Below are 24182 nucleotides of genomic sequence, written 5' to 3'. Positions count from 1 at the left end.
CATGACGCGTAGTCTCGCGGCGGCGGGCATTGTGCTGCTCGGCGCGGTGCTGTTCTGGTTGTCGTTGTACAGCTGGTCGCCGTTCACCCTGACCGCGACGGATGCCTGGAATGGCTTGGTTCATCAAGGTGCTGTCGGCGGCAATATGGCCTATATCGTCGCCCAACTGCGTGTGCCAAGGGCGGTGTGCGCGGCGCTGGTCGGTGCCTGTCTGGGACTCGCCGGGGCATTGATGCAAGGCATCACCCGCAACCGCCTGGCCTCGCCGTCGTTATTCGGCGTGACGGCGGGCGCGGCGTTGGGGTTGGCGTTGTTTTCGACAGGCTTGGTCGCGCCGCCGTTTGCCGGTGGCGCCTTGTTGATGACCTGCCTGGGCGGTGCGCTGGCCTGGGTCACGGTGTTCAGTCTCGGTGGCGCATGGTCGCCGACCACGGCCCAAGGCCGCCTGGTCTTGGCCGGTGTTGCGGTGGCCGCGTTGTGCGCTGCGTTGACCCGGCTCACGGTGATTCTGGTCGAGGCGCAAGCGCAAAGCGTATTGAACTGGCTGGCCGGCTCCCTCGCCAATGTGGGCGCGGCCCAGGTGCAACTGCTGTGGCCGTGCACCTTGATCGGCGGCCTGTGGGCACTGTGGTGCGCGCCACGCCTGAACCTGATCAACCTCGGCGAAGACGCCGCCCGCTCGTTGGGCGTGGGCATCGCCAGCCTGCGTTTGCAGGTGTTTGTCGCCAGCCTGTTGCTGGTGGGCGCCAGTGTCTGCGCGGTGGGGCCGATTGGTTTTGTCGGGTTGATTGCGCCGAACATCCTGCGTCAGTTTCTCGGTAACGACTACCGCTGGCTGATCCCGCTGAGTGCGGCGCTGGGCGCGGTGATCGTGCTCGGTGCCGACCTGCTCAGCCGCGCCGTGGCCTTTCCGGTGGAAACCCCGGCCGGTGTGGTCACCGCGTTGATCGGCGCACCGTTCTTTCTATTCCTTGCCAGGCGCGCCCTATGATCCGCCCCCGTTTTCGCCTGTGGTTGCTGCTCGGCCTGTTGCTGCTGGCGACCTTCGTCAGCCTCAGCGCCGGCACGCTGTGGCTCAAGCCTGTGACCGTCCTCGACCGCCTGCTGGCCCACGACGCCCTCGACTTCGAAGTGTGGAACCACCGCCTGCCGCGCAGCCTGATCGCGATCCTCGCCGGCGCCGCCTTTGGCTTGGCCGGGGCGATTGTGCAGGGCGTGATCCGCAACCCGCTGGCCTCGCCGGAAATCCTCGGCGTGACCCAAGGCGCCGGGCTGGCGCTGACCGTGGCGATCATCAGTTGGCCGCACTTACCAATTGCCTGGCTGCCGCTGGTGGCCTGCCTGGGCGGTGCCGGCGGCGCTTTGCTGCTGGCGCTGTACAACACCGGCGTGAGTTTTTCCGGGGTGCGTTTTGCGCTGTCCGGGGTGGCGATTGCGGTGACCTTGTCCAGCGTCACCGAGTTTCTGATCCTGTCCCACCCGCTGGACATCAACACCGCGCTGCTCGCTCTTACCGGCAGCCTGTGGAGCCGCAACTGGCACCATGTGGCGCTGGTGCTGCCGTTTATGCTGCTGATTCCGCTGGGGCTGTGCCTGGCCAAACCGCTGAACCTGATCGCCCTCGGCGATGAAGCCGCCCACAGCCTCGGCACAGCGCTGAGCCGCACGCGCTGGCTGGCGATGGCCTGCGCGGTACTGCTCACCAGCCTGGGCGTGGGGGTGATCGGGCCGATTGGCTTTATCGGGCTGGTCGCACCGCACATGGCGCGACGGCTGGTGGGTGGGCATCACCAGTACCTGCTGCCGGCGGCGATGCTGATCGGTGCGCTTTTACTGGTGCTGGCCGATACGCTCGGGCGCACGTTGATCGCGCCCAGCGAAATCCCCGCCGGGGTACTTACAGCGGTGATTGGCGCACCGTATTTTCTTTGGTTGCTGGCACGGTTCAAGGGTTGATGACATGAGTATTCTCCAGGCCAGCCAGCTCGATATCGGCTACGGCGGCACACGTATCGTGCAGGGCCTTTCGTTTGCGCCACCGACGGGCAAAGTTACCGCGCTGATCGGGCCCAACGGCTGCGGCAAGTCCACCTTGCTCAAGGCCTTTGCGCGGATTCTCAAACCTACGCAGGGTGAACTGACGCTTGACGGCCAGGCGTACAGCGCCTTGTCCGCCCGCCAGTTGGCGCGGCAGATCGCGTTTCTGCCGCAGGTATTGCCCGTGCCGGAAGGCGTCAGCGTGCGCCAGTTGGTTGCCTATGGCCGCAGTCCGCACAACTCGCTGTGGGGACGCCTCAGTGGCAGCGATCAAACCCAGGTCACCCAGGCCATGCAGCGCCTGGAACTGGACAACCTGGCCGACCGCGCCCTGGCGGACCTGTCCGGCGGCCAGCGCCAACGCGCATGGCTGGCCATGGTGCTGGCGCAGAACGCGCCGGTGGTATTGCTGGATGAACCGACGACCTACCTGGACATCAGCCATCAGGTCGAACTCATGGACCTGATGTGCGAATTGGCCGCTGAAGGCAAGACCGTGATCACCGTGCTTCACGACATCAACCAGGCCTGTCGTTATGCCGAGCATGTGGCGGTGATGCACGGCGGCAGGCTGGTGGCCGCTGGCACGCCGGCGGCGGTGATCAATGCGCAGTTGATGCGTGAGGTGTTTGAGGTGCAGGTGCAGATCATCAATGAGCCGGTTTCCGGTACGCCGATGTGCGTCGTGGAAAAAAGCACCCGCACTCACGGCTGACGCGGTCAAAAAATGTGGGAGGGCGTTTGCCCCCGCTCACCACAACAGCCCATTTGCCATTGGATCTCAGTGGGCTTCGGGATTCCACACTGCCTGCTTCACCTCGATCGCCTTGGGCAGCAACCGGTTCTGGAAAAACAGATCCGCCGTTGCCTGCTGCGCCTGAATGATCCCCTCATCAATCGGCAAAATCGGCGAAGGCGGGCGGTTGTCCATATAGCGCGCAACCACGTCGGCGGGCAGGCCCATGAAGTGGGTCAGCACGTTAAGGCTGTCCTCGCGCTGGCTGCGGGTCAATGCTTCGGCGGCGGTCAACTCACCCAGCAGGTCATGCACGAACCCAGCATTGTCCCGCGCGTACTCACGCCGTGCGGTGTACACCGGCCCCGACAACCCCAGCCCTTCACCATTGGCCAGCACATGGCTCGGGCTTTGGCTCAACGCTAGGGACGAGTAGGGCTCCCAGATCGCCCAGGCATCCACGCTACCTTGCTCAAACGCGGCGCGGGCATCGGCGGGTGGCAGGTACACCGGCTGGATGTCCTTGTAGCTCAGGCCTGCTTTATTCAGCGCGCGCAGGATCAGGTTGTGGGAGCTGGAGCCTTTCTGGAAGGCGACCTTCTTGCCTTTCAGATCCGCCACCGAATGCAGTGGGCTGTCATTGCGCACCAGAATGGTTTCGGCGCTGGGCTTGGGTGGTTCGGCACCGATGTACACCAGGTCGGCGCCAGCGGCCTGGGCGAACAGCGGCGGGATGTCGCCGGTGGAGCCCACATCCAGTGCCCCCACGTTCAGCGCTTCAAGCATCTGCGGGCCGGCGGGGAATTCGATCCACTTCACGTCCGTCTGCGGGAAGCGTTTTTCCAACAGGCCATGTTCCTTGGCGAGAACCAGGGCGATGGAGCCTTTCTGATAGCCGATGCGCAGGGCGGCGGGCTCGGCCGCCCACGCGGTCTGACTCAGCAGCAGGGCCAATAACAGGGCTGGGACTTTCATGCTTGAGCCTCCTTGAAGCGATTTTCCGGGCGGGCCAGACCGAGGTTTTCGCGCAAGGTCGTGCCGCTGTATTCGGTGCGAAACAGTCCGCGTCGTTGCAGTTCAGGCACTACCCACTGGGCGAAATCTTCAAGCCCACCGGGCAGATGGGGCACCAGGATATTGAAGCCGTCCGCCGCGCCGTTTTCGAACCAGTTTTGCAGTTCATCGGCGATCTGCACCGGCGTGCCGATCAGGCTGTAATGCCCGCGCCCACCGGCAATGCGCCGGCCCAACTGCGCCAGTGTCAGTTGTTTGCGGTGGGCCAGTTCACTGAGCAATTGCTGGCGGCTGCGTTGCCCGCTGTCGGTCAATGGCAGTTCCGGCAGCGGCCCGTCCAGCGGGTAGCCGGACAGGTCGAAATTGCCCAGCATGCGCCCGAGCAATGCCACGCCGACCTCGGGTTCGACCAAGTCCTGGAAGGCCGCGAATTTTGCCTGGGCCTCGGCCTCGGTATGCCCGACCACCACAAACACGCCGGGCATGATTTTCAGCGAGTCCGGCGCACGCCCGTATTGAGGCAGGCGCCCCTTGAGGTCGGCATAAAACGCCTGGGCATTGGCCAGCGACGTCTGCGCGGTAAACACCACCTCGGCGGTTTGCGCCGCCAGATCGCGGCCGGTTTCCGACGAACCCGCCTGCACGACCACCGGCTGGCCCTGGGGCGAGCGCGCCACGTTCAACGGGCCTTTGACCCGGAAGTGTTCGCCTGCATGGTCGAGCACGTGCAGCTTCGCCGGGTCGTAGTAGTTGCCGCTGGCTTTGTCGCGCACAAAGGCGTCGTCTTCCCAGCTGTCCCACAGGCCCGTCACCACCTGATAAAACTCACGGGCGCGGCGGTAGCGCTCGGCATGGCCCACGTGTTCATCACGGCCGAAATTCTGCGCCTCGGCAGCGGCGTCCGAGGTCACCAGGTTCCAACCCGCGCGCCCTCCCGACAGGTGATCCAGCGAAGCGAATTTGCGCGCCACGTGGTAGGGCTCGTTATAGGTGGTGGTTGCGGTGGCGATCAGGCCGATATGTTCGGTCACCGCACTCAACGCCGAGAGCAGGGTCAGCGGCTCGAAATGATCCGAGCGCGCCATATGGCTGGCGATCTCGCCGGTGGGCGCGGCAATGCTGTCGGCCACGAACAGCGCATCGAACCGGGCCGCTTCGGCCACCCGCGCCAGGTGTTTGTACTGGGCGAAATCCAGCCCGGCATTGGCCGGCACGTCCGGATGGCGCCAGGCGGCCACATGGTGCCCGGTGGCCATGAGAAAGGCGCCGAGTTTGAGTTGACGGCTCATGTCAGAAATCCTTGCGCAGTTGCACGCCGAAGTAACGTTCATCGTCACGGGGTACGGCGCGGTAGATGTAGTTGCCGCCGCTGGCCAGCAGCGGCGAGTAGGATTTGTCGGCGAGGTTTTTCGCCAGCAGCGCCACGCGCCAGCCGTTGCTGTAGTCGGCCAGGGCCACGCTGGCGTTCCAGATGCCGTAGGCGCCTTGCTTGGTGTCGAGGTTCTGGCTGATGTCGTACTGCACTTCGCTTTGCCAGCTGTAGTCGGTGCCCAGTTCGATATCCAGGCCGTTATCCAGCGGGATGGTGTAGTCGGCGCGTACGTAGCTTTTCCAGTCCGGGCTGTAGGGCAGCGGTTTGCCATTGACGTTGCAGGTGGCCGCCGCGCCCGCCGGGCAGGCGAATTCATCGATGCGTGCACGGGTGTAGGCCAGGGCGCCGGAGAGCTTGAGTTGCTGGGTAGCCTGCAAGGCGTAATCCAGCTCGACGCCTTCGGTGCTGACGCTGCCGGCGTTGATCAAACGGGTCACCACTTGGCCGGCGACCGTGTCGAAAAAGTTGGCCTGGTAGTTGTCGTAGTCGCTGTGGAATACCGCGAGGTTGGTGGTCAGGCGGTTGTTCCAGGCGGTGGCCTTGATCCCGGCTTCCCAGGTATTGGAGGTTTCGGGCTTGAGCGCATCGGTGTCGCGCGGCTGCATGTTGAAGAACACGTTGTAGGCCGGGCCCTTGTAGCCGCGTGAATAGGTCAGGTAACTGGTGACGTTATCGCTGATGTCGTACTGCACGCCGAGGCGGCCGGACCAGCCGTCTTCGTCCACCGAGCCGGAGCTGGAGGTGGCCGGTTGAATCCCGCTGACGGTGGTGGCCGAGGTGGACACGCGGCGGTGATCGTATTTCAGATCGTCATGGGTGTAGCGCAGGCCGGCGATGCCGCGAAAGCGCGAGGTGAAGTTCAGCGTGGTCTCGCCGAATACCGCGTAGCTGTCGCTGGTGGTGCTGTAGTCGGCGATGCCACGCTCGGTGCGCGTGGTGGTGGTGAGTGTGCGTTGGTAGGTCTCTTCATCCTTGCCATGCATGTAGAACAGGCCGCCGACGTATTCCAGGAACTCACCCTTGGGCGAGGCCAGGCGCAGCTCTTGGGAGTATTGGTCGAAGTCCAGCTGACCCTTGTCGGCGGTGCCGGGGAACGCGGCGGTCACACTGCCGAGGCGGTCGCCGTCCTGGTACTGGGTGTTGTCCCAGCCGCGCCAGGCGGTGATCGAGGTCAGGGTGTAGTCGCCGAGGTTCCAGTCCAACTGGGCGGATAAACCTTTGTTGGTGTCCTGCACATGGCTGCGGGTGTCGGTGTTGATGTCGCGGTTGTCGCTGGACGCGCGCACCGGGCTCAAGGCGTTGCTGAAGGCCGGGCTCAGCGACTTGCTGACGACACCGTTCGGCGCGTCGTCGTGGGACTGCATGTAGTCGGCGATCAGGGTCAGCGTCATGTCGTCATTGGGGGTGAATTCCAGCTTGCCGCGAATGCCCTTGTGGTTGTAGCCGTTGACCTCCTGGCCGTTGTGCTGGTTGTCGACGTTGCCGTCGTAGCTGCCGAACAGCGTGCTGACCGAGCCCTTGAGCACGTCCGGCACCAGGCTGCCGCCGATGCCGAAGCGGGTGCGGCTTTCATTGCCGCTGTAGTAGGACTGGTCGATATAGCCGTGGGTCTCGGCGGTCGGCGCCTTGCTGGTGATATTCAGCACACCGGCCGAGGCATTCTTGCCGAACAGCGTGCCTTGGGGACCGCGCAGCACTTCGATGCGCTCCAGGTCGAGCAGGTCGAGGGTGGCCTGACCGGGGCGCGCATAGACCACGCCGTCGATCACCGTGGCCACGGTCGGCTCCACGCCAGGGGAGGTGGAAATGGTGCCGACGCCCCGCACAAACAGCGAGGTGTCCTTGTTCGATGCTCCCGTGCGGAAATTCAGCGACGGCACTTGTTGCGCAATGCTTGCCACGCCGTTGCGGTTGTCACGCTCCAGTTGCTCGCCGTCCAGTACCGAGACCGCCACCGGGACTTTCTGCAGGGATTCTTCGCGCCGGGTGGCGGTGACGGTCACCGTTTTGAGGGTGGCTTGCGGCTCGTCGGCGGCAGCGGTGCCGGCCACTGGAAGCGCGGTCAGACCGGCAAGAAACAATAAGTGAGAGTGTTTGTGCATGCTGTGCCCGCTCAAAAGAAATGCCCTGGTCCGCTGCGGTTCTGCGACCGTCAGCGCCTGTGAAACTGTCGTGGGCATTCGCTTGAGCGAGTAGCAGACAGCGCGCTTTGTTAGCGCTAACATCGGCATTATTGTGAGCTCTGCTTTAGAGCGTCAAATACTTAAAAATTAGTCCTATATTCTTTTTGGTTGTTAACAGGGTTTTCCCGTGAACGAAGACAAACCGCGCAAACGCCGTGGCGCCGGGCGCGTCACCTTGAATACGGTGGCGCGCCAGGCCGGGGTATCGGCGATCACCGTGTCGCGTTACTTCAACCAGCCCGAGCAGGTGTCGCCTGAACGGCGTGAACGCATTGCCCAGGTGGTTGCCGAGCTGGGTTATGTGCCCAACCTGGTGGCTGGCGGGTTGGCGTCGGCGCGTGGGCGGATCGTGGCGATGGTGATCCCGAACATCTCCGGGCCGATTTTTGCCAACACGATCCAGGGCTTCAGTGACACGCTCAGCCAGCACGGCTATCAACTGTTGCTGGCGTCGAGTTACTTCAGCGCCGAGCAGGAAGAAAACGCGGTGCGGGCGTTTCTCGGCTGGTCGCCGGCAGCGTTGGTGCTGACCAGCCGCTTCCACAGCGCGGCCACTGAAAAGATGATCGCCGACGCGGATATCCCCGTGGTGGAAACCTGGGACTACGTGCCCGAGCGCGCGCCGGTGCAGATCGGTTTTTCCCACTACCAGGTCGGCGTCACCGCCGCACGCTACCTGCATGACAAGGGCTATCGGCGCATGGCCTTTGTGCACAACAGCGTGGCGGGTGACTTCAGCGCCCAGGAGCGTGGCGAAGGCTTTGCCGCGACCCTGATCGAGCTGGGCGTGCAGCCGGAGGCGTTTGTCCCGGACGCCGACCGCGCAGCGTTCGACGCGGGCAGGCAGGCCATGGAAACCTTGATGGGCCGCGCCACACCGCCGGACGCGATTTTCTTCGCCAACGACAACCTGGCCGCCGGTGGTCTGCTGGCCGGGCAGCGTTGCGGGTTAAAGTGTGCGGTGCTGGGGTTCGGTGACTACCCGTTTGCCGAGATGCTGCTGCCGAGCCTGAGCACGATCAAACCGCCGGCCCTGGAGATCGGCGTCCTCGCGGCAACCCGCGTGCTGCAAAGCCTGGGCGTGTTGCCGCAGGCCGTACAGCGTTTGAACCTGTTGGACTGCCACTTGATCGAACGGGAAAGCGCCTGAGCTTTTCTGCCGCCCACAAGGATTTGCCCATGACCGAACCTGCCCCCAAGACCCGCCGTGCGCCCAAAGGTGAAAAACGCCGCGAAGAGCTGCTGGACGCTGCCTTGCAAGTGTTTTCCCTGGAAGGCTACAGCGGTGCGTCGATGGCCCAGGTGGCGGGCATTGTGGGGATTTCCGTTGCCGGGTTGCTGCATCATTTTCCCAGCAAGATCTCGCTGTTGATGGGCGTGTTGCAGCGGCGCGATGAGGTCAACCAGCGAATTGCCGATGAAGTGCGTGCGGAGAAATCCCTGAATGGTTTGCTCGGCAGCCTGCGGGCGATCAATCGCTCGAATGCCACGGCGCCTGGCGTGGTGCGCGCGTTTACCATCCTGAATGCCGAAAGCCTGCTGGACACCCAGCCGGCCTGGGCGTGGTTCCAGGCGCGCTACGCAGCGATTCACCAACGCATGCAAGGGCAGTTTGCCGACCTGGTGGCGGCGGGGGAGGTGCGCGGTGATGTGGACATCGCCGGGCTGGTGGAGGAGATCCTGGCCATGATGGATGGCCTGCAGATCCAATGGCTGCGGTTTCCCGAGCAAGTGGATTTGGTGACGCGCTTCGATACCTACATTGCGCGGGTCGAAGCGGCCATCCGAACCTGAGGCCAAACCTGGTCCAAATGTGGGAGGAGCAAGCCCCCTCCCACAAAAAGCACCTTCTTTTACCCGTCAGTTACCGGCAGCGCTGCCCTGGGTTGTGTCATCGCTCATGTCATAGCCATCACCATCGCTGGTGCCGCCATCCCCTTCATTCTGATGCAGCACACCGCCGGTTTTAACCGTCGATTCACGCAGCGTCGAATTAAGCGCCGAACGCGGCAGCGGGTTGCTGGTGGTGGTCGACAGTTCCTGGCGGAACGGGTTGACCAGCTTGGCGTTCAGGCGGATGTCCTGAGACGACGCGCCCACCGACAGGTTGAAGCTGTCAGCGTCCACCACCCATTGCTTGCTCTTGACGTCGTAGTAGGCCAACGAGCGGTCGTTAAGCTCGATGGTCACACGCTTGCTCTCGCCCGGCTTCAGGAACACCTTCTTGTAGCCCTTGAGTTCCTTGAGCGCACGCTCGACTTTCGGGTTGTTCTGGCCCACGTACAGCTCGGCGACTTCGGCGCCTGCCACCTTGCCGGTGTTGGCCAGGTCGAACGACACCTTGATCGGCGCCCCTGCAACCGCCACCCCCGGCGTCACGCTGATGTTGCTGTAGCCGAAGGTGGTGTACGACAAGCCATAGCCGAACGGGTAGAGCGGCTTGATGCCTTTTTTCTCGTAGCCGCGATAGCCCAGGAACAGGTCGTCCTTGTAGCTCATCTCGGCCAGGGTTTCCTGGTTGTCGAACTTGGGGAAAGTCGCGTAGATCGGGTTGTCTTCGATGTTGCGCTCGATGCTGATCGGCAGCTTGGCCGACGGGTTGACCTTGCCCAGCAGGATCTCCGCCAGCGCCTGGCCGCCGTTCTGCCCAGGGTAGAACGCATGCAAGGCGGCCGGTACCTGATCGATCCAGTCGCTCATCTTCAGCCCGGTGCCGCCGTGCAGGGTGACCACGGTGTTCGGGTTGACCTTGGCGATGCTCTGGATCAGTTGCCCTTGGAACTCCGGCAGGTCGAAGCTGTGGTCGAAGCCTTCACCTTCGTATTCATTGCTGTTACCCGCCGCCACCAGCACGGCGTCGTACTTCGCCAGGTCCTGAGGTGCGACCAGCGACGCCCAGCTCATCTGCACGCCCACCAGACCGCCCATGGTCGAGAGGTAGCCGTTGCGGCGCGAGTATTCGAGCTTGATGTCGACGGCTTTGCCGGCTTCCAGATTAACCTTGGCGAATACCGGAATGGTCGGCGGGATGCTGTTGTTGGGCAGCGGCTTGCCGTCACCGTTATCCAGCACTTTCTTGCCGTTGACGTAGAGGCGCACGGCACCGTCGGCGCGGACCTTGAACACTTGCTCGCCACTGACCGTCGGGGTGATCTGACCGCTGTAGCGGATCGAGGTGGCCGCCGTATCGCCGTTGACCTGCAGGCTGTCGGTGGACCAGTCGAGGTCGACATGGCGGTCGGTGCGGCTGGCCGCCGGGTCGCCGGACCAGTTGGTGTTGCTGAAGAACTCGGTTTTCACGCCCTTGACGCTGCTGCCGTCGTTGTCGGTGTGGGTCCAATTGGAGGCCGTCGGGTCCAGGGACAGGCCGTCGATAAACTCGACCTTGGCGCCCGGCGCCAATTGCTGCAGGCCGCTCAGCTCGCTGATGTAGTTGGCCGCCATCACATTCGCGCTGCCGAAACCGGTGGGCGGTGCGTACTTGGCCAGGTTGCCGACCACCGCGATGGTCTTGACCTTCTTGGCATCCAGGGGCAGCAGGTTGTTCTGGTTTTTCAGCAGCACGATGCCTTCGCGCGCGGCGTTCAAGGCCACGCGGTTGCTGGTGGCGCTGTTCATGTTGTGGCTGGTCAGCGGCGCTTTGCTGTCGAACTTGTACAGGTAGATCTGCTTGAGGATGCGCCGCACCTTGTCATCGATGGTCGCACTGCTCAGCTCGCCGCTGTCCAGGAACGGCTTGAGCACCGTGCTGTTCATCTGGTAGCCCATCATGTCCAGGTCGGTGCCGGCCTGTGCCGCCGGCAAGCCGTCGACCACGGCGTTGTAGTCACTCTGCACGAAGCCTGGGTAGCCCCATTCGGTCTTCAGGATGTCGCGCATCAAGTGTTTGTTCTGGCAGGCGAACTCGCCGTTCACCTTCTGGAACGCACACATCATCATCGCCACCTTGCTGTTCTTCGAGGCGGACTCGAAGGGCGGCAGGGTCATCTCGCGCAGCACCCGCTCGCTGATGATCTCGTCGAGGTGGAAGCGGTTGCTTTCCTGGTCGTTGGCGGCGAAATGCTTGGCGTTGGCCCACACGCCACGGGACTGGATGCCGTTGATCACCGCCGGCCCCAGGCTGGCGCCGAGGAACGGGTCTTCACCGGACAGGTACTCGAACGCACGGCCGCTGTAGGGCATGCGGTACAGGTTCACGCCGGGGCCGGTGACGAACTGATAACCGCCGCTGGCGGTGTCGTAGCCCAGGGCGCGGCCCAGGTCGATGGCGCGGCGCGGGTTCCAGCTGGCGGCCAGGTTCGGGCCGGAAGGGTAGACCACGCCCTGGGCGTTGCCTTCACTGGTGTAGCGCACACCAACGCCGCCGTCGGCACCGTGGATCTGCGGGATGCCGTATTGGCTCAGCGGCTTGACGTCCCAGCCACCGGTGCCGCCGATGTAGGCGAGTTTTTCTTCCATGGTCATCTTCGCCAGGGTTTTGTCCGCAGCCTTTTCCGCACGGTTCACCCGGCCTTCGTCCAGGGCGGGGCTGGTGGCTGCATGCACCTGGGACACGGCCAGCGCCAGCAGGGCAAATGCCGACTGTGCACCGATCATTTTGCGTTTATTCATGGGTTTCTCCGACAAATTTTTAGTAAAAATAGGACGACGCTCGTCACTTTTTCGTGGGCAATAGTTCGCCTTGATCGCAATGTTTAACCGATGGCTAATTGCAATTACTTGGCGGATTTTGCAGATTCTGTAAGTTTAATAATTGTGTTAGTTATTGTTATAGATGATGTCTTGGCGATATCACGAGATGGCATTTTGAACCGCGAAAACCGCATAATTAAGGCAATTCTTGCGGTTATAAGTCAAACAAAAGCTAATTTTTGCGTGAAATAAGAAATATTTCATTACGATTTTGAACTAAGGCTAAACCTACCAGTCGATTGGTTTAAGAAAATAGTTGCTGGCATGGCGAACTAGTGGCTTTGCTCGGTAGTTCTAAAAGGCCATGTTTTATACACGCTGTCATACACAACGCTTTGGTGTAGGGTCTTGAACCAATTCAAGGCGCCACTTGAGCGGTTCGCGTTTTTTTATCTGGAGAATGTTTATGAAGAAGTCCCTGCTGGGTGCCGGTTTTGTGCTGGGCGTTGCATTGAGCGGCGCGGCCGTTGCGGCTGAAGCCACGGACGCGGATGCCAAGTCCGGCACCGCCGATTCCACCGTGCTGACCCAGACCCATGACGCCAAGGCCGCGAAAAAACAGAAGGCCGAAACCACCAAAGGCGGGCGGCCGTTGAATGGCACCCAGAGCGCGCCGAAGACCTCGAACTAACGGGAAAAACGCCATCCCCTTGTGGGAGGGGACTTGCCCCCGATAGCGGTGTATCAGCCGGAGTATGCGGCAGCTGGTCCACCGCTATCGGGGGCAAGCCCCCTCCCACAGGGGTTCCCAGAGTCCTTCAGAACATAGCCCCTCAGATAGTCACCCATGCCAAGCCCCTCAACGCCCATAAACGCCTGCGACATGCACATCCCGCACACCGAACAGGTCTGCGCATGGCTGATGCAGCACGCCGGCTTGAAAACCGTTGACCTGGAACGCGCTCGGCGCCTGTCCCAGGAGTCGGACGACGCCGAATTGCTCGGCCTGCTCACGCGGCTTGGGCTGGTCTCTGAAGTGGAACTGGCCCGCGCCTGGGCCGACCTGCTTGGCGCACCGCTGTTACTGGCGGACGCCGCGCCACCGTTGCTCGACCCGTTGCCTGCCTTGACCGAGCGCTTCATGCGCCATTATCAGGTGGTGCCCGTGGGCTGGAGCCAGGGCGGCTTGCGGGTGCTGGCGGCCAACCCGGCGCTGGTCTATCCGTTCCAGGCCATGGCCTATGCCTGCGGCGTGCCGGTGTGGCTGGCGGTGGGGCCGCGCAACGAAGTCGACAGCCTGATCGAGCGCTACTACGGCCAGGGCCGCTCGGCCATGGGCACCCTGATCGAAAACCTCGACGAGCAGGGCGGTGCGCTGGAAGACATCGAACACCTCAAGGACATGGCCTCCGAAGCGCCGGTGATTCGCCTGGTCAATCTGATCCTGCAGCGCGCGGTGGAACATCGCGCCTCGGACATTCATATCGAACCTTTCGAAAACCAGCTCAAGGTGCGCTACCGCATCGACGGCGTGCTGCACGAGGCCGAGGCGCCGCCGTCCAGCTCGTCGGCGGCGGTGATTTCGCGGGTCAAGATCATGGCGCGGCTGGACATCGCCGAACGCCGCCTGCCCCAGGACGGGCGGATCATGCTGCGCATCCAGGGCAAGGAACTGGATTTGCGCGTGTCCACGGTGCCCACCAGTTTTGGTGAATCGGTGGTGATGCGTTTGCTGGATCGCCAGACGGTGCAGTTCGATTTCCAGAGCCTGGGCTTCGACGGGCAGCGCCTGGAAACCTTCCTCGAAGTACTCGAACGCCCCCACGGCATCCTGCTGGTCACCGGCCCGACCGGCTCGGGCAAGACCACTACGCTGTACACCGCGCTGTCGCGGCTCAATACCGCCGAGCGCAAGATCATCACCGTGGAAGACCCGGTGGAGTACCAGCTCGAAGGCATCAACCAGATCCAGGTCAAGCCCGCCATCGGACTCGATTTTGCCGGCGCGCTGCGCTCGATCGTGCGTCAGGATCCGGACGTGATCATGATCGGCGAGATCCGCGACCTGGAAACCTGCCGCATCGCCATCCAGTCCTCCCTCACCGGCCACCTGGTGCTGTCCACCCTGCACACCAACAGCGCGGCGGCGAGTATCACGCGTCTGCTGGACATGGGCGTGGAGAGCTACCTGATCGCCTCGACCGTCAACGGCATCCTCGCCCAGCGCCTGGTGCGCCGCCTCGACCCGGCCACCCGCGAAGCCTTCGAAGCGCCGGCGGAATTGATTGCCGAACACGGCCTGGAGCGCTTTACCGAGCAGCGTCCGATCCTGCTCTATCGCCCTCGCGCCGACGCACCGGGCGGTGGCTACCACGGGCGCAGTGCAATCACCGAATTACTGGTGATGAACGAGGAACTGCGCAGCCTACTGATGCGCCAGGCAGACGCCGCCACGCTGGAGCAGGCCGCCCGTCGTGGTGGCCTGCGCACCTTGCATGAAGAAGGCCTGCGTCAGGCCGTGGCCGGGGTCACGTCCCTGGAAGAAGTGCTGCGCGTGACACGCGGGGAGGGCACGTGAGCCTGTTCAAATACCGCGCCCTCGACAGCCAGGGCACCCCGCACAACGGCACCCTGGAAGCCAAGGACCAGGACGCCGCCGTCGCCGCGCTGCACAAGCGCGGCTTGTTGTTATTGCACATTGATGTGGCCGGCGCCCAAGGGCTGCGCAACGCGTTTGGGCGCGGGCAGTTGAACGGCGCGGCGTTGGTCAGTTTTACCCAGCAACTGGCCACGCTGCTGGGCGCCGGGCAGCCGTTGGAACGCTCCCTGGGCATCTTGCTCAAGCAGCCCGGCCAGCCCCAGACCCGTGCGTTGATCGAGCGCATTCGTGAACACGTCAAGGCCGGTCAGCCCTTGTCCAAAGCCCTGGAAGAGGAGGGCAGCCAGTTCTCGCCGCTGTACCTGAGCATGGTGCGTGCGGGGGAAGCGGGTGGCGCGTTGGAAAATACGTTGCGCCAGCTCAGTGATTACCTGGAACGCAGCCAACTGCTGAGGGGCGAGGTGATCAACGCGCTGATCTATCCGGCGTTCCTGGTGGTCGGCGTGCTCGGCTCCCTGGCGCTGTTGCTGGCGTATGTCGTGCCGCAGTTCGTGCCGATCTTCAAGGATCTAGGCGTTCCGATCCCGTTGATCACCGAAGTGATCCTCGGCCTGGGCCAGTTCCTCGGCGCCTATGGCCTGGCGGTGTTGGCCGGGCTGATCGCCGGCATCTGGGGGTTGCTCGCTCGCCTGCGTGATCCCCAACGGCGTGAACGCTACGACCGCCGTGTGCTGGGCATTCGCCTCATCGGCCCGCTGCTGCAACGGGTCGAAGCCGCCCGCCTGGCGCGCACCCTCGGCACCTTGCTCAGTAACGGCGTGGCCCTGCTGCAAGCCCTGGTCATTGCCCGCCAGGTCTGCACCAACCGTGCCCTGCAAGCGCAGGTCGCCCAGGCCGCCGAGTCGGTCAAGGGCGGCGGCACCCTGGCCAGTGCCTTTGGCACGCAGCCACTGCTGCCGGACCTGGCCCTGCAAATGATTGAAGTCGGCGAACAGGCCGGCGAACTGGACAGCATGCTGCTCAAGGTCGCCGACGTGTTCGACGTCGAAGCCAAACGCGGCATCGACCGCCTGCTCGCCGCGCTGGTGCCGTCCCTGACCGTGGTCATGGCGGTGCTGGTGGCGGTGATCATGCTGGCGATCATGCTGCCGCTGATGAGCCTGACCAGCAATATATGAACCCCCGAGGACCCACCCCCATGCGCTCAAAACCTGCACGCCGCCAAAGCGGTTTCACCCTGTTGGAAATGCTTGCCGTCATCGTGCTGCTGGGCATCGTCGCGACCATTGTGGTGCGCCAGGTCGGCGGTAACGTCGACAAGGGCAAATACGGCGCGGGCAAAGCGCAACTGGCCAGCCTGTCGATGAAAATCGAAAGCTACGGGCTGGATGTCGGCTCACCGCCCAAGACCCTGCAGCAGCTGGTCGAAAAACCCGGCAACGGCGCCGGTTGGGCCGGGCCATACGCCAAGCCGTCGGACCTCAAGGACCCGTTCGGCCATGCCTTCGGCTATCGCTTCCCCGGCGAGCACGGCGCGTTCGACCTGATCTTCTACGGCCAGGACGGCCAACCCGGCGGCGAAGGCTACAGCGCCGACCTGGGCAACTGGGAATAACCCGTGGCCAGCGCCCAACGCGGCTTTACCCTGCTGGAGATGCTGGTGGTGGTCGTCTTGATCAGCATCGCGGCCGGGTTGGTCGGGTTTGGCCTGCAACAAGGTCTGCGCGCAGCGAAAGAACGCCAGGCGGTGGGGCAGATCGTCGAGGCGCTGCGCAGCACGCGGGCGCGGGCGATTGTCAGTGGCACCACGGAAAGTACCGTTTTCGATTTGCGCAACTTGAGCGTCCAGGCGCCCGGTCGCCCGAAACAGCACTGGCCGGCCGGTTTGCAAGTGACCCTGCACACCGCCGAGCAAGCGGGCTCGGCAGTGGATTTCTATCCCGATGGCAGCTCCACCGGCGGCAACCTGCTACTGGCCAACGGCAGCCGGCGTTGGCGCATCGACATTGGCTGGCTGACCGGCAGCGTCCAGTCCAGGGCCCTGCCATGAAGCACCAGCGCGGTTTCACCCTGCTGGAAATGCTCGCCGCGCTGACGCTGATGGCGATCTGTAGCACGGTGCTGCTGGTCGCCTTTGGCCAAAGTGCGCGCTCGCTGTTGCAGGTGGCCCATAGCGACCGCCTCACCCATGCGGCCTTGAGCGTGATGGATCAGGAGGGCACGGGCCCGCTGGCGAGCGGCACGCGCCAGGGCGAAATGGACGGCGTCGCCTGGCAACTGCGCATTGCACAACAGCCGAGCCGCATCGGTCAGGCGCACCTGTTTCGCCTGGACCTGAGCGTCAGCGAAGGCCCGCGCCAGGCGCAGTTCAGCACCTTGAAACTGCGTGCTGCCGGGGCCGGTTTGTGAAGCCTCGCCAGCAGGGTTTTACCCTGCTCGAAATCATGATTGTGCTCAGCCTGCTGGGGGTGTTGCTGACGTTGGTTGGCGGCGCGTTGCTCGGTGCCAATCGCGCGGTGCTCAAGGCCCAGCGTTACACGGTCAGCCTGGACGAAATGCGTGCCGCCCAGCAGTTTTTGCGCACCGCCATCAGCGAGGCGTTACCGCTGGATGTGACCGAGGACGACAGCCAGGTCGATGGTTTTTTCACAGGCGAGCCGCAGCGCATGCAGTTTGTCGCGACCCTGCCCGGTGTGCTCGGCGGCGGCATTCAGCGTTTCACCCTGCAACTGACCGGGCCCGAGGCGCCGCGTGATTTGCAGGTGGCGTTCGCCCGGTTTGAGTCCCTGGCGCAAGTCAGCGTACCGGCCTCGCGCAGCGAGCCACAGGTGTTGCTCAGGGGCGTCGAAGACCTGCAATTGAGCTATCGCGGCCTGTCGCCCAAGGGTCAGGCTACCGGCTGGATCAGCGCGTGGCCGTGGCCCAAGCGCCTGCCCTACGCGGTGCGGATTGCCGCCCGGGTCAACGGTCCGGTGCCGTGGGTGACCCAGGTGGTGGCCTTGCGCTTGAACCTGTCCGGCGGGGCGCCCGAATGATCAGGCATCAACGCGGTGTGGCGCTGTTGCTGGTGCTGTGGGTGCTGGCCTTGCTCAGCCTGTTGCTCGGCGGATTGGCCGGCTGGGTGCAGTTGGAAACCCGCCAGGCCGCGTGGCATCGCCAGCATACCCAGGCGGTGCTGGCGGCAGAGGCGGGCGTGGCGCTGGCGATGCAAGCCGTGGCCGACCCGTCGCAGCGCAAGCAATGGATTGCCGACGGGCGTGAAATCCCGCTGGTGTTTGACGACGCGCAGTTGCACGTAAGCCTGCGCAGCGAGCGCGGCAAGTTGTACCTCAACAGCGCCGAGGTGGGCGATTTTGCTCGCCTGGCCCTGGCCTGCGGTGCCACCCAGGCCCAGGCCAAGCAATTGGCCAGGGACCTGGAGATGCGCCGCAACCAAGGCCTGGCGCCGTTTCGGGTGGTGGAAGAAGTCCGGCAGTTGCCGGGCATGACCCAGGCGCTGTACAGCGCGCTGGTGCCGGAAATCAGCCTGTGGAGTGGCCTGGACCGGCCCGACCCGGCCTTCGCCAGCCCGTTGATGCGCCACGCCCTCAACCTGCCACACGCCAGCGCGGTGGGTGCCGACCCCGGTGATGTGCTGGTGGTCAGCAGCCGCGCCCAACGCCCCGGCGGTTACCACGCCGAGCTGCAAGCCACGGTGTTATTGAGCCCCGCGCAAGGCAGCGCACAACCTTATCGAGTCCTACGTTGGCAAGAATGAATAAATACCTGGAGCCCGCCGTGCAGCGTTGGCAAGGCAGCCTGTTGCAACAGGGCTGGGACCTGTGGCTCAAGGAGCTGCGTGGCTGCCTGCCTGGCTGGTTGTTGCCCCATGACATGCCCGAGCGCGTCTACCCGTGGCCGCTCACTGCGCCTGTGCAAAAGCTCCCTGGCGAGGCACGCCAGGTGTTGTTGCTGGCACCAGACGCGGTGCTGGTGCAGAGCCTGCAATTGCCGGTGGCCGCCGCGCGCAACCTGTCGACGGTGGTCGGCTATGAACTGGACCGCTTCACCCCGTTCGACGCCGCCCAGCTGTACTTTGTCGCCCGCCAGGAACGCCGCACAACCACCCATCTGCAGGTGACGCTGGTGGCAATCCTGCGCGAGCGCCTGGACCAGATCCTCGACGACTGCGCGGCCCTTGGCTTGCAACCCCACGCCGTGGATGTCTACGACAGCGCGGGCGTGCCCATGGGCATCGACCTGCTGCCGGCGCCGTTGCGTCCGCGCCAGCGCCCGGCGGGCAAGGGCCTGCAACGCAGCCTGCCGTGGCTGTGCGGCGCCTTGCTGATTGCCGCCATGCTGCTGTGGCTCAACGATCGCCAGCGCGTACTCGACGCCATGCAACACAGCGTGCAGTCCCAGCGCGCCCAGGTCGCCGAAGTCCAGGCCCTGCGCCAGCAACTGCTCAATACCCGCGGCGCCGCGCAGTACTTGATCCGCCGCAAGGCCGCGCAGCCACCCCTGGCCGCGCTGCTCAGCGAGCTGACCGCCTGCCTGCCGCCCGACACCTGGATCGACCAGTTGGAAGTCAACGACGGCGCCGACGTGTCCTTCTCCGGGCAAAGCGCCAAGGCCAGCGCGTTGATCACCCGCATCAAGAACTGCCGCAGCCTGGAAAACGCCCAGTTCGAAGGGGTGATCCAACCCGATGCGCAAACCGGCAAGGATCAGTTTTCCTTGCGCGCCCACCTGCACCAGGAGGCCGCCGATGCGCCGACCACTGACACCCCGTGAACGCCGTGGCGCCGCGTTGATCGCCCTCGCGCTGGTGCTCGGCGCCGCCTATTGGCTGTTGATCGACAGCTGGTTTGCCGGCCCGTTGCGCACCTTGGGCGAACAGGCCGAGCAACTGCGCGAACAGCAACAGCGCTACGCCGGCGTGTTGCGCCAGGGCGACAGCCTGCGCCAGCAACTCGAAGAAGCGCGCCAGGACCCGGCCAGCAGCACCAGCCTGTTGCCCGGCGATGACCCCAGCGCCGTGGCCGCCGACTTGATGCAGCGCATCGCCGACCTGATCAACAGCCGCGCCGGCCTCGGTGGCGGCTGCAGCCTGACCCAGCGCATGCCCATCACCCCTGAGCAAGACGATGCCGAGCCCTATCGCCAAGTCAAAGTCAGCCTGACCCTCAACTGCGCCATCGAGCCCTTGACCGCGATCCTGCATGAGCTGGAATACCAGCGGCCGTTTCTGTTTGTCGATGAAATGAGCATCCGCCGCGCCCCGAACGCCCCCGCCAGTGGCGGCGCCGGCAAGCTGGTGGTGCACCTGTTGGTGCGCGGCTACCTGCAACCGGCCGCCGCCGCGCAGGTGCGCCGATGATCAGCACCTTGCGTCCCCTGGAATGGGGTTTGATCGGCGTGGCCGGGCTGTTGGGTGTGCTCATGGCCGGCATCCTCAGCAGCCTCGGCGACGCGCCGCAGTGGTTACCGCCGCCCGCGCCCGATAGCCGCGCCAATGCCTCGGCCAAGGTGCTGGTGGCCCCGAGCGCAACCCTGGACAGCCTGGCCGGTACGTGGCAGGCGCCGTTGTTCAGCCCCGACCGCAGCCCCGACCGCGCGGTGGGCCAAGGCGCTGTCTCCAGCCTGTCGAGCCTCACGCTGACCGGTATCGTCCTCGACGGTGACCTGCGCGTGGCGTTGCTCAAGCGCGCCGACGGCCCACCCTTGAAAGTCCACCAGGACCAGACCCTGCCCAACGGCTGGCGCCTGGAACACCTGACCCCCCGCGACGCCCGTTTCGTACTTGACGGCCGCAGCCAGACCTTGAGCCTGCGGGCCCTGCGTTTGCCGCCGCCGTCCAGCACACCGCCGATTACCCTTCCTCACGAGTCCACCCCTTGATCGATACTTTCCCTGGCGCCTTGCGCACCACCGCATTTTGCCTGGCCACCGCCGTCGCCCTCGGTGGCTGCGGGACATTCCCCGAGCACCTCGACCCGGACGACGCCCTGTTGCACGAAGCGATGCAGGGCACCGGCTCACAACGTCCGCCCGTGGACCCGGCCAGTGAACAAACCCCGGTCGACAACGGCCAGCCCCAGGCAAAAACGCCGCCTCAGCGCCAACTGATTCGCGGCAACCAGCAGTTCGTGCGCCAACCGGTTGCGGCGGCGTCTGCGAAGGAGGAGGGCGGTGGCGACATCGTGTTCAACTTTGCCGACCAGCCGATTGAAGCGGTGATCAACAGCGTGATGGGCGATCTGCTGCACGAGAACTACAGCATCGCCCAGGGCGTGAAGGGCAACGTCAGCTTCTCCACCTCCAAACCGGTGAACAAACAGCAGGCATTGTCGATTCTGGAAACCCTGCTGTCCTGGACCGACAACGCGATGATCAAGCAGGGCAGTCGTTATGTGATCCTGCCGGCCAACCAGGCGGTGGCGGGCAAGCTGGTGCCGGAAATGCGTGTGTCGCAACCGTCCAGCGGCCTGTCGGCGCGGCTGTTTCCACTGCGCTACATCTCTGCCACTGAAATGCAGAAACTGCTCAAGCCGTTCGCCCGGGAAAATGCATTCTTGCTGGTGGACCCGGCGCGCAATGTGCTGAGCCTGGCCGGTACCCCCGAGGAACTGGCCAACTACCAGGACACCATCGACACCTTTGACGTGGATTGGCTCAAAGGCATGTCCGTCGGCGTGTTCGGCCTGCAACGGGCCTCGGTGGCCGAGCTGATGCCCGAACTGCAAAAGATGTTCGGCCCCGACAGCGGCATGCCGTTGGCGGGCATGGTGCGATTCCTGCCGATCGAGCGCACCAACTCGGTGGTAGCGATTTCTTCGCAACCGCAATACTTGAGTGAAGTCGGCGACTGGATTCACACCATCGACGAAGGCGGCGGCAACGAGCCGCAAATGTACGTGTACGACGTGCGCAACATGAAGGCCAGCGACCTCGCCAAGTACCTGCGGCAGATCTACGGCAGCGGCGCGATCAAGGACGACACCCCGGCCAAGGTCGCCCCCGGTTTGCGCACCGCGACCTTGTCGTCGCCGGGCACCAACAGCACGTCCGGCAGCACACCGGGTGGGCTGAACACCACCCAGCCGGTGGTCGATGACGAAGCGCAGGAGCCCGAAGCCGAGGACAGCGCCGAACCGCAAACCACCGAAGGCGCCCCGGCCAAAAGCCTCGACGCCGGCACGCGCATTACCGCGCAGAAAAGCAGTAACCAACTGCTGGTGCGCACCCGTCCGGTGCAGTGGAAAGAGATCGAATCGGCGATCAAACGCCTCGACAATCCGCCGCTGCAAGTGCAGATCGAGACGCGCATTCTTGAGGTCAAACTCAGCGGTGAACTGGACCTCGGCGTGCAGTGGTACCTGGGACGCCTGGCGGGCAATTCCACCAGCACCACCGTGGCCAACGCCTCCGGCAGCCAAGGTGCACTGGGCGGTGGCGGGGCCGGGTTGGGGGCGGCGGATTCGTTGTTCTATTCCTTCGTCAGCTCCAACCTGCAAGTGGCGCTGCATGCCCTGGAAACCAACGGCCGCACCCAGGTGCTGTCTGCGCCGTCGCTGGTGGTGATGAACAACCAGCCGGCGCAGATTCAGGTGGGGGACAACATTCCCATCAGCCAGACCACGGTCAACACGGGCACCTCGGACACCACGTTGAGCAGTGTTGAATATGTGCAGACCGGGGTGATCCTGGATGTAGTGCCGAGGATCAATCCGGGTGGGTTGGTGTACATGGATATTCAACAACAGGTCAGTGATGCACAGGACCAGGCGTCCACTGGCAGCGATACGCCGACGAACCCGCGTATCTCCACGCGCTCGGTGTCGACCCAGGTGGCGGTGCAGAGTGGGCAGACGGTGTTGTTGGGGGGGTTGATCAAGCAGGACAACGCGGAGTCGGTGAGTGCGGTGCCGTATCTGGGCAAGATTCCTGGGTTGCGGTGGTTGTTTGGGAATACCAGCAAGTCCAAGGATCGGACCGAACTGATCGTTTTGATTACACCTAGGGTGATTACCAGCAGCAGCCAGGCCAGGCAGGTGACGGATGATTATCGGCAGCAGATGCAGCTGTTGAAGCCGGCTAACTGAAGGAACGTGGTCAAAAGTGTGGGAGGGGGCTTGCCCCCGATAACGGTGTGTCAGTTGATGCAGACGGTGACTGAACCACCGCTATCGGGGGCAAGCCCCCTTCCACATTTTTAACCGAGTACACCAGACACACACACGCGGCCTGACAGCCGACCAGGATGTTGGATCTGACCGAGTACATATCCGTTGCTGCGGTAACGGCTATCTACGGATTATCCTGATGAAGTAGCGTAGAGACCTATGTTGCGATGGCAATGTCATTGGCTAGCGAAGCGGCAACATCAACGTAATCGGCGATAGCCCTGGGCACGGTATGAACCCTGCGTACTTGGTATAAAAGCTCGAAAGGCGCTCGTTCAGTGGATGAACAATCAGTGCGCTGGACCCGATGGCATTCGAGGCGCTGATGGCGCGCTCAATGGCGTCCTGCAGCAGATCGATGGCATAGCCCTGGCCTTGAGCCGCTTGAGTAATACCCATGCGCCCCAGCAGGGTTACAGGATGAACGCTTGGCGAATTGCGTTGATGGTTCTTCGGGGCGACATTCGCGCGGGCGATGGAACCACTCGAGAGCGTGTAATACCCCATGACAATCGAGGTGTCCTTGCGGCAGACGACGTAAACCACAGCTTGTTTGGCTGCCTGAGCCTTACGCGCCAGCCTTTGCAGGTAATCGTCGATCGACCGTTCACCTGAATCGAATTGATCCAGGGTGTGTTCGCCGTTCAGCTTTTCGGGGGCCCTCAGCTCCACCTTTTGGGTCTTTCGAGAAGTTGATGCAGGCATTCGTTACCTCGTATCGGGTTGGCATCCATGGCCTGTTCGAATGCGTCAAATGCGACGTCGTCAAGAAGGAACAGACGCTTATCCAGGATGACTTCTTCTGCTTTTTGGCAAGCAGCCTCCAGAATGAAGCTGGTCCGATCCCGACCGGACAGGGCCGCCGCCAGATCGATCAGGTTGCGCTTTCTTTCGTCCGCTCTCATGTTGATCGGAACGGGTTTGGGTTTTTCAATAATTGCAGCCATGCTGGGTTCCCACCTTGGAAGGGTTGTTTTCAGGTCTTAGCCTCCTCGGGTGGATAGTAAAGTGCCTGTGTATCTTATGTCTATACGAGTATATCTGTTGGATATACGTTTCTGCGTGTCAGATAGACGTTCAACTGCGCTTTCAATCCGCCGAAAACGCAGCAATTCTCCATAAACTCATTGCCTTTTCCTGATGGAATTCTCCCTTCAATGCGTTGTTGGTCATGCTGGATCCCAAAAAAACATTATTTAAATGAATAAAAAATATAAAAAATAATAAAATTATAGAATATTAGCTTATACCAAAACAGCATTATATTTCCCCAACCCATTCCGTTATGTTTGATCGCAACAGCCTACCCCTGACCTCGGATGGTACCCAGCGTAATCAAGATTCTGCGCGCCATAACCGGGTGATCATCCCCCGCAGCAGAATCGTTGGAAGGGAGTTCAACGTATGTTGCCAATTCAACCCCCGCACTCGCCCTAACCCCAAA

The 24182-nt window shown here is 63.3% G+C and carries 23 protein-coding genes; 17 read left to right on the top strand and 6 right to left on the bottom strand.

The window, feature by feature from the left end; translation table 11 throughout:
• Position 1: 1 nt before the first annotated feature.
• From fecC to fecE, 3 genes are read left to right on the top strand one after another with little or no spacing between them, the layout of a single operon-like run.
• Entirely contained in the window at positions 2-991 is a 990-nt protein-coding gene (gene fecC, locus NDJ82_RS01705; protein ID WP_250924837.1) for an iron-dicitrate ABC transporter permease FecC, read from the top strand.
• Positions 988-1956 (top strand): iron chelate uptake ABC transporter family permease subunit, encoded by a 969-nt coding sequence (locus NDJ82_RS01700; RefSeq protein ID WP_250924836.1) that lies wholly within the window; start codon positions 988-990, stop codon positions 1954-1956. Before fecC ends, NDJ82_RS01700 begins: the two co-directional genes overlap by 4 nt.
• Positions 1957-1960: 4 nt before the next feature.
• Positions 1961-2752: a Fe(3+) dicitrate ABC transporter ATP-binding protein FecE gene (fecE, locus tag NDJ82_RS01695; RefSeq protein ID WP_112196091.1), complete on the top strand. Its 792-nt coding sequence runs from the start codon at positions 1961-1963 to the stop codon at positions 2750-2752.
• A gap of 66 nt (positions 2753-2818) precedes the next feature.
• On the opposite strand, the gene NDJ82_RS01690 is transcribed toward fecE, so the two are convergent.
• From NDJ82_RS01690 to NDJ82_RS01680, 3 genes are read right to left on the bottom strand one after another with little or no spacing between them, the layout of a single operon-like run.
• Complete coding sequence (locus NDJ82_RS01690) at positions 2819-3748, bottom strand: sulfonate ABC transporter substrate-binding protein (RefSeq protein ID WP_191960324.1); 930 nt, start codon at positions 3746-3748, stop codon at positions 2819-2821.
• Entirely contained in the window at positions 3745-5076 is a 1332-nt protein-coding gene (locus NDJ82_RS01685) for an LLM class flavin-dependent oxidoreductase (RefSeq protein WP_250924835.1), read from the bottom strand. Before NDJ82_RS01685 ends, NDJ82_RS01690 begins: the two co-directional genes overlap by 4 nt.
• A gap of 1 nt (position 5077) precedes the next feature.
• Entirely contained in the window at positions 5078-7261 is a 2184-nt protein-coding gene (locus tag NDJ82_RS01680) for a TonB-dependent receptor (RefSeq protein WP_250924834.1), read from the bottom strand.
• 208 nt (positions 7262-7469) lie between these two features.
• On the opposite strand from NDJ82_RS01680, the gene NDJ82_RS01675 reads away from it, so the two are divergent.
• The gene (locus NDJ82_RS01675) at positions 7470-8492 is read left to right on the top strand and encodes a LacI family DNA-binding transcriptional regulator (RefSeq protein ID WP_158878745.1); all 1023 of its coding nucleotides are present in this window, start codon (positions 7470-7472) and stop codon (positions 8490-8492) included.
• A gap of 29 nt (positions 8493-8521) precedes the next feature.
• A complete protein-coding gene (locus tag NDJ82_RS01670; RefSeq protein ID WP_250924833.1) occupies positions 8522-9136 on the top strand; it encodes a TetR/AcrR family transcriptional regulator in 615 nt (204 codons plus the stop codon).
• Positions 9137-9202: 66 nt separating this feature from the next.
• On the opposite strand, the gene NDJ82_RS01665 is transcribed toward NDJ82_RS01670, so the two are convergent.
• Entirely contained in the window at positions 9203-11953 is a 2751-nt protein-coding gene (locus tag NDJ82_RS01665; RefSeq protein ID WP_250924832.1) for a beta-glucosidase, read from the bottom strand.
• A 487-nt stretch (positions 11954-12440) separates the two neighbouring features.
• Between NDJ82_RS01665 and NDJ82_RS01660 the strand changes: the two genes are divergently transcribed.
• The 12 genes from NDJ82_RS01660 to gspD all read left to right on the top strand — a co-directional run bounded on the left by NDJ82_RS01660 (position 12441) and on the right by gspD (position 22657).
• Positions 12441-12665 (top strand): hypothetical protein, encoded by a 225-nt coding sequence (locus NDJ82_RS01660; RefSeq protein WP_099586534.1) that lies wholly within the window; start codon positions 12441-12443, stop codon positions 12663-12665.
• 156 nt (positions 12666-12821) lie between these two features.
• The gene (gene gspE, locus NDJ82_RS01655; RefSeq protein ID WP_472978301.1) at positions 12822-14552 is read left to right on the top strand and encodes a type II secretion system ATPase GspE; all 1731 of its coding nucleotides are present in this window, start codon (positions 12822-12824) and stop codon (positions 14550-14552) included.
• Positions 14549-15751 (top strand): type II secretion system inner membrane protein GspF, encoded by a 1203-nt coding sequence (gene gspF / locus NDJ82_RS01650; protein WP_250924830.1) that lies wholly within the window; start codon positions 14549-14551, stop codon positions 15749-15751. The genes gspE and gspF overlap by 4 nt, the downstream gene beginning before the upstream one ends.
• Before the next feature lie 20 nt (positions 15752-15771).
• On the top strand, positions 15772-16188 hold the full coding sequence (gene gspG / locus NDJ82_RS01645; protein ID WP_250924829.1) for a type II secretion system major pseudopilin GspG: 417 nt from the start codon (positions 15772-15774) through the stop codon (positions 16186-16188).
• Positions 16189-16191: 3 nt separating this feature from the next.
• Positions 16192-16623, top strand: a complete 432-nt coding sequence (locus NDJ82_RS01640; protein WP_099586537.1) for a GspH/FimT family pseudopilin — start codon at positions 16192-16194, stop codon at positions 16621-16623.
• Positions 16620-16982 carry a prepilin-type N-terminal cleavage/methylation domain-containing protein gene (locus NDJ82_RS01635; protein WP_099586538.1) on the top strand — a complete coding sequence of 121 codons (363 nt, stop codon included), beginning with the start codon at positions 16620-16622 and terminating at the stop codon, positions 16980-16982. The genes NDJ82_RS01640 and NDJ82_RS01635 overlap by 4 nt, the downstream gene beginning before the upstream one ends.
• On the top strand, positions 16979-17608 hold the full coding sequence (locus NDJ82_RS01630; protein WP_099586539.1) for a prepilin-type N-terminal cleavage/methylation domain-containing protein: 630 nt from the start codon (positions 16979-16981) through the stop codon (positions 17606-17608). Before NDJ82_RS01635 ends, NDJ82_RS01630 begins: the two co-directional genes overlap by 4 nt.
• Positions 17605-18330 carry a general secretion pathway protein GspK gene (locus NDJ82_RS01625; protein ID WP_112196081.1) on the top strand — a complete coding sequence of 242 codons (726 nt, stop codon included), beginning with the start codon at positions 17605-17607 and terminating at the stop codon, positions 18328-18330. The genes NDJ82_RS01630 and NDJ82_RS01625 overlap by 4 nt, the downstream gene beginning before the upstream one ends.
• Positions 18327-19346 carry a PilN domain-containing protein gene (locus tag NDJ82_RS01620; protein ID WP_250924828.1) on the top strand — a complete coding sequence of 340 codons (1020 nt, stop codon included), beginning with the start codon at positions 18327-18329 and terminating at the stop codon, positions 19344-19346. Before NDJ82_RS01625 ends, NDJ82_RS01620 begins: the two co-directional genes overlap by 4 nt.
• On the top strand, positions 19321-19932 hold the full coding sequence (gspM, locus tag NDJ82_RS01615) for a type II secretion system protein GspM (RefSeq protein WP_112196079.1): 612 nt from the start codon (positions 19321-19323) through the stop codon (positions 19930-19932). Before NDJ82_RS01620 ends, gspM begins: the two co-directional genes overlap by 26 nt.
• Positions 19929-20453 (top strand): general secretion pathway protein GspN, encoded by a 525-nt coding sequence (locus tag NDJ82_RS01610; RefSeq protein ID WP_099586542.1) that lies wholly within the window; start codon positions 19929-19931, stop codon positions 20451-20453. Before gspM ends, NDJ82_RS01610 begins: the two co-directional genes overlap by 4 nt.
• Positions 20450-22657 carry a type II secretion system secretin GspD gene (gene gspD, locus NDJ82_RS01605; RefSeq protein WP_112196078.1) on the top strand — a complete coding sequence of 736 codons (2208 nt, stop codon included), beginning with the start codon at positions 20450-20452 and terminating at the stop codon, positions 22655-22657. The genes NDJ82_RS01610 and gspD overlap by 4 nt, the downstream gene beginning before the upstream one ends.
• A gap of 264 nt (positions 22658-22921) precedes the next feature.
• Here gspD and NDJ82_RS01600 read toward each other — a convergent pair whose 3' ends face one another.
• Positions 22922-23443 carry a GNAT family N-acetyltransferase gene (locus tag NDJ82_RS01600; RefSeq protein ID WP_250924827.1) on the bottom strand — a complete coding sequence of 174 codons (522 nt, stop codon included), beginning with the start codon at positions 23441-23443 and terminating at the stop codon, positions 22922-22924.
• Positions 23401-23685 (bottom strand): type II toxin-antitoxin system TacA family antitoxin, encoded by a 285-nt coding sequence (locus NDJ82_RS01595; RefSeq protein ID WP_099586545.1) that lies wholly within the window; start codon positions 23683-23685, stop codon positions 23401-23403. Before NDJ82_RS01595 ends, NDJ82_RS01600 begins: the two co-directional genes overlap by 43 nt.
• Positions 23686-24182 lie beyond the last annotated feature (497 nt).

The sequence above is a fragment of the Pseudomonas sp. SR18 genome (genome assembly GCF_023701505.1).
In the GTDB taxonomy this organism is placed as follows: Bacteria; Pseudomonadota; Gammaproteobacteria; order Pseudomonadales; family Pseudomonadaceae; genus Aquipseudomonas; species Aquipseudomonas cyclaminis.
This window is presented reverse-complemented; position numbering and strand designations above follow the sequence as displayed.

Coding starts and splice junctions, on each gene's coding strand:
- fecC (WP_250924837.1), top strand. CDS start 2: ATGACGCGTAGTCTCGCGGCGGCGGGCATTGTGCTGCTCGGCGCGGTG.
- NDJ82_RS01700 (WP_250924836.1), top strand. CDS start 988: ATGATCCGCCCCCGTTTTCGCCTGTGGTTGCTGCTCGGCCTGTTGCTG.
- fecE (WP_112196091.1), top strand. CDS start 1,961: ATGAGTATTCTCCAGGCCAGCCAGCTCGATATCGGCTACGGCGGCACA.
- NDJ82_RS01690 (WP_191960324.1), bottom strand. CDS start 3,748: ATGAAAGTCCCAGCCCTGTTATTGGCCCTGCTGCTGAGTCAGACCGCG.
- NDJ82_RS01685 (WP_250924835.1), bottom strand. CDS start 5,076: ATGAGCCGTCAACTCAAACTCGGCGCCTTTCTCATGGCCACCGGGCAC.
- NDJ82_RS01680 (WP_250924834.1), bottom strand. CDS start 7,261: ATGCACAAACACTCTCACTTATTGTTTCTTGCCGGTCTGACCGCGCTT.
- NDJ82_RS01670 (WP_250924833.1), top strand. CDS start 8,522: ATGACCGAACCTGCCCCCAAGACCCGCCGTGCGCCCAAAGGTGAAAAA.
- NDJ82_RS01665 (WP_250924832.1), bottom strand. CDS start 11,953: ATGAATAAACGCAAAATGATCGGTGCACAGTCGGCATTTGCCCTGCTG.
- NDJ82_RS01660 (WP_099586534.1), top strand. CDS start 12,441: ATGAAGAAGTCCCTGCTGGGTGCCGGTTTTGTGCTGGGCGTTGCATTG.
- gspE (WP_472978301.1), top strand. CDS start 12,822: ATGCCAAGCCCCTCAACGCCCATAAACGCCTGCGACATGCACATCCCG.
- gspG (WP_250924829.1), top strand. CDS start 15,772: ATGCGCTCAAAACCTGCACGCCGCCAAAGCGGTTTCACCCTGTTGGAA.
- NDJ82_RS01635 (WP_099586538.1), top strand. CDS start 16,620: ATGAAGCACCAGCGCGGTTTCACCCTGCTGGAAATGCTCGCCGCGCTG.
- NDJ82_RS01625 (WP_112196081.1), top strand. CDS start 17,605: ATGATCAGGCATCAACGCGGTGTGGCGCTGTTGCTGGTGCTGTGGGTG.
- NDJ82_RS01620 (WP_250924828.1), top strand. CDS start 18,327: ATGAATAAATACCTGGAGCCCGCCGTGCAGCGTTGGCAAGGCAGCCTG.
- gspM (WP_112196079.1), top strand. CDS start 19,321: ATGCGCCGACCACTGACACCCCGTGAACGCCGTGGCGCCGCGTTGATC.
- NDJ82_RS01610 (WP_099586542.1), top strand. CDS start 19,929: ATGATCAGCACCTTGCGTCCCCTGGAATGGGGTTTGATCGGCGTGGCC.
- NDJ82_RS01600 (WP_250924827.1), bottom strand. CDS start 23,443: ATGCCTGCATCAACTTCTCGAAAGACCCAAAAGGTGGAGCTGAGGGCC.
- NDJ82_RS01595 (WP_099586545.1), bottom strand. CDS start 23,685: ATGGCTGCAATTATTGAAAAACCCAAACCCGTTCCGATCAACATGAGA.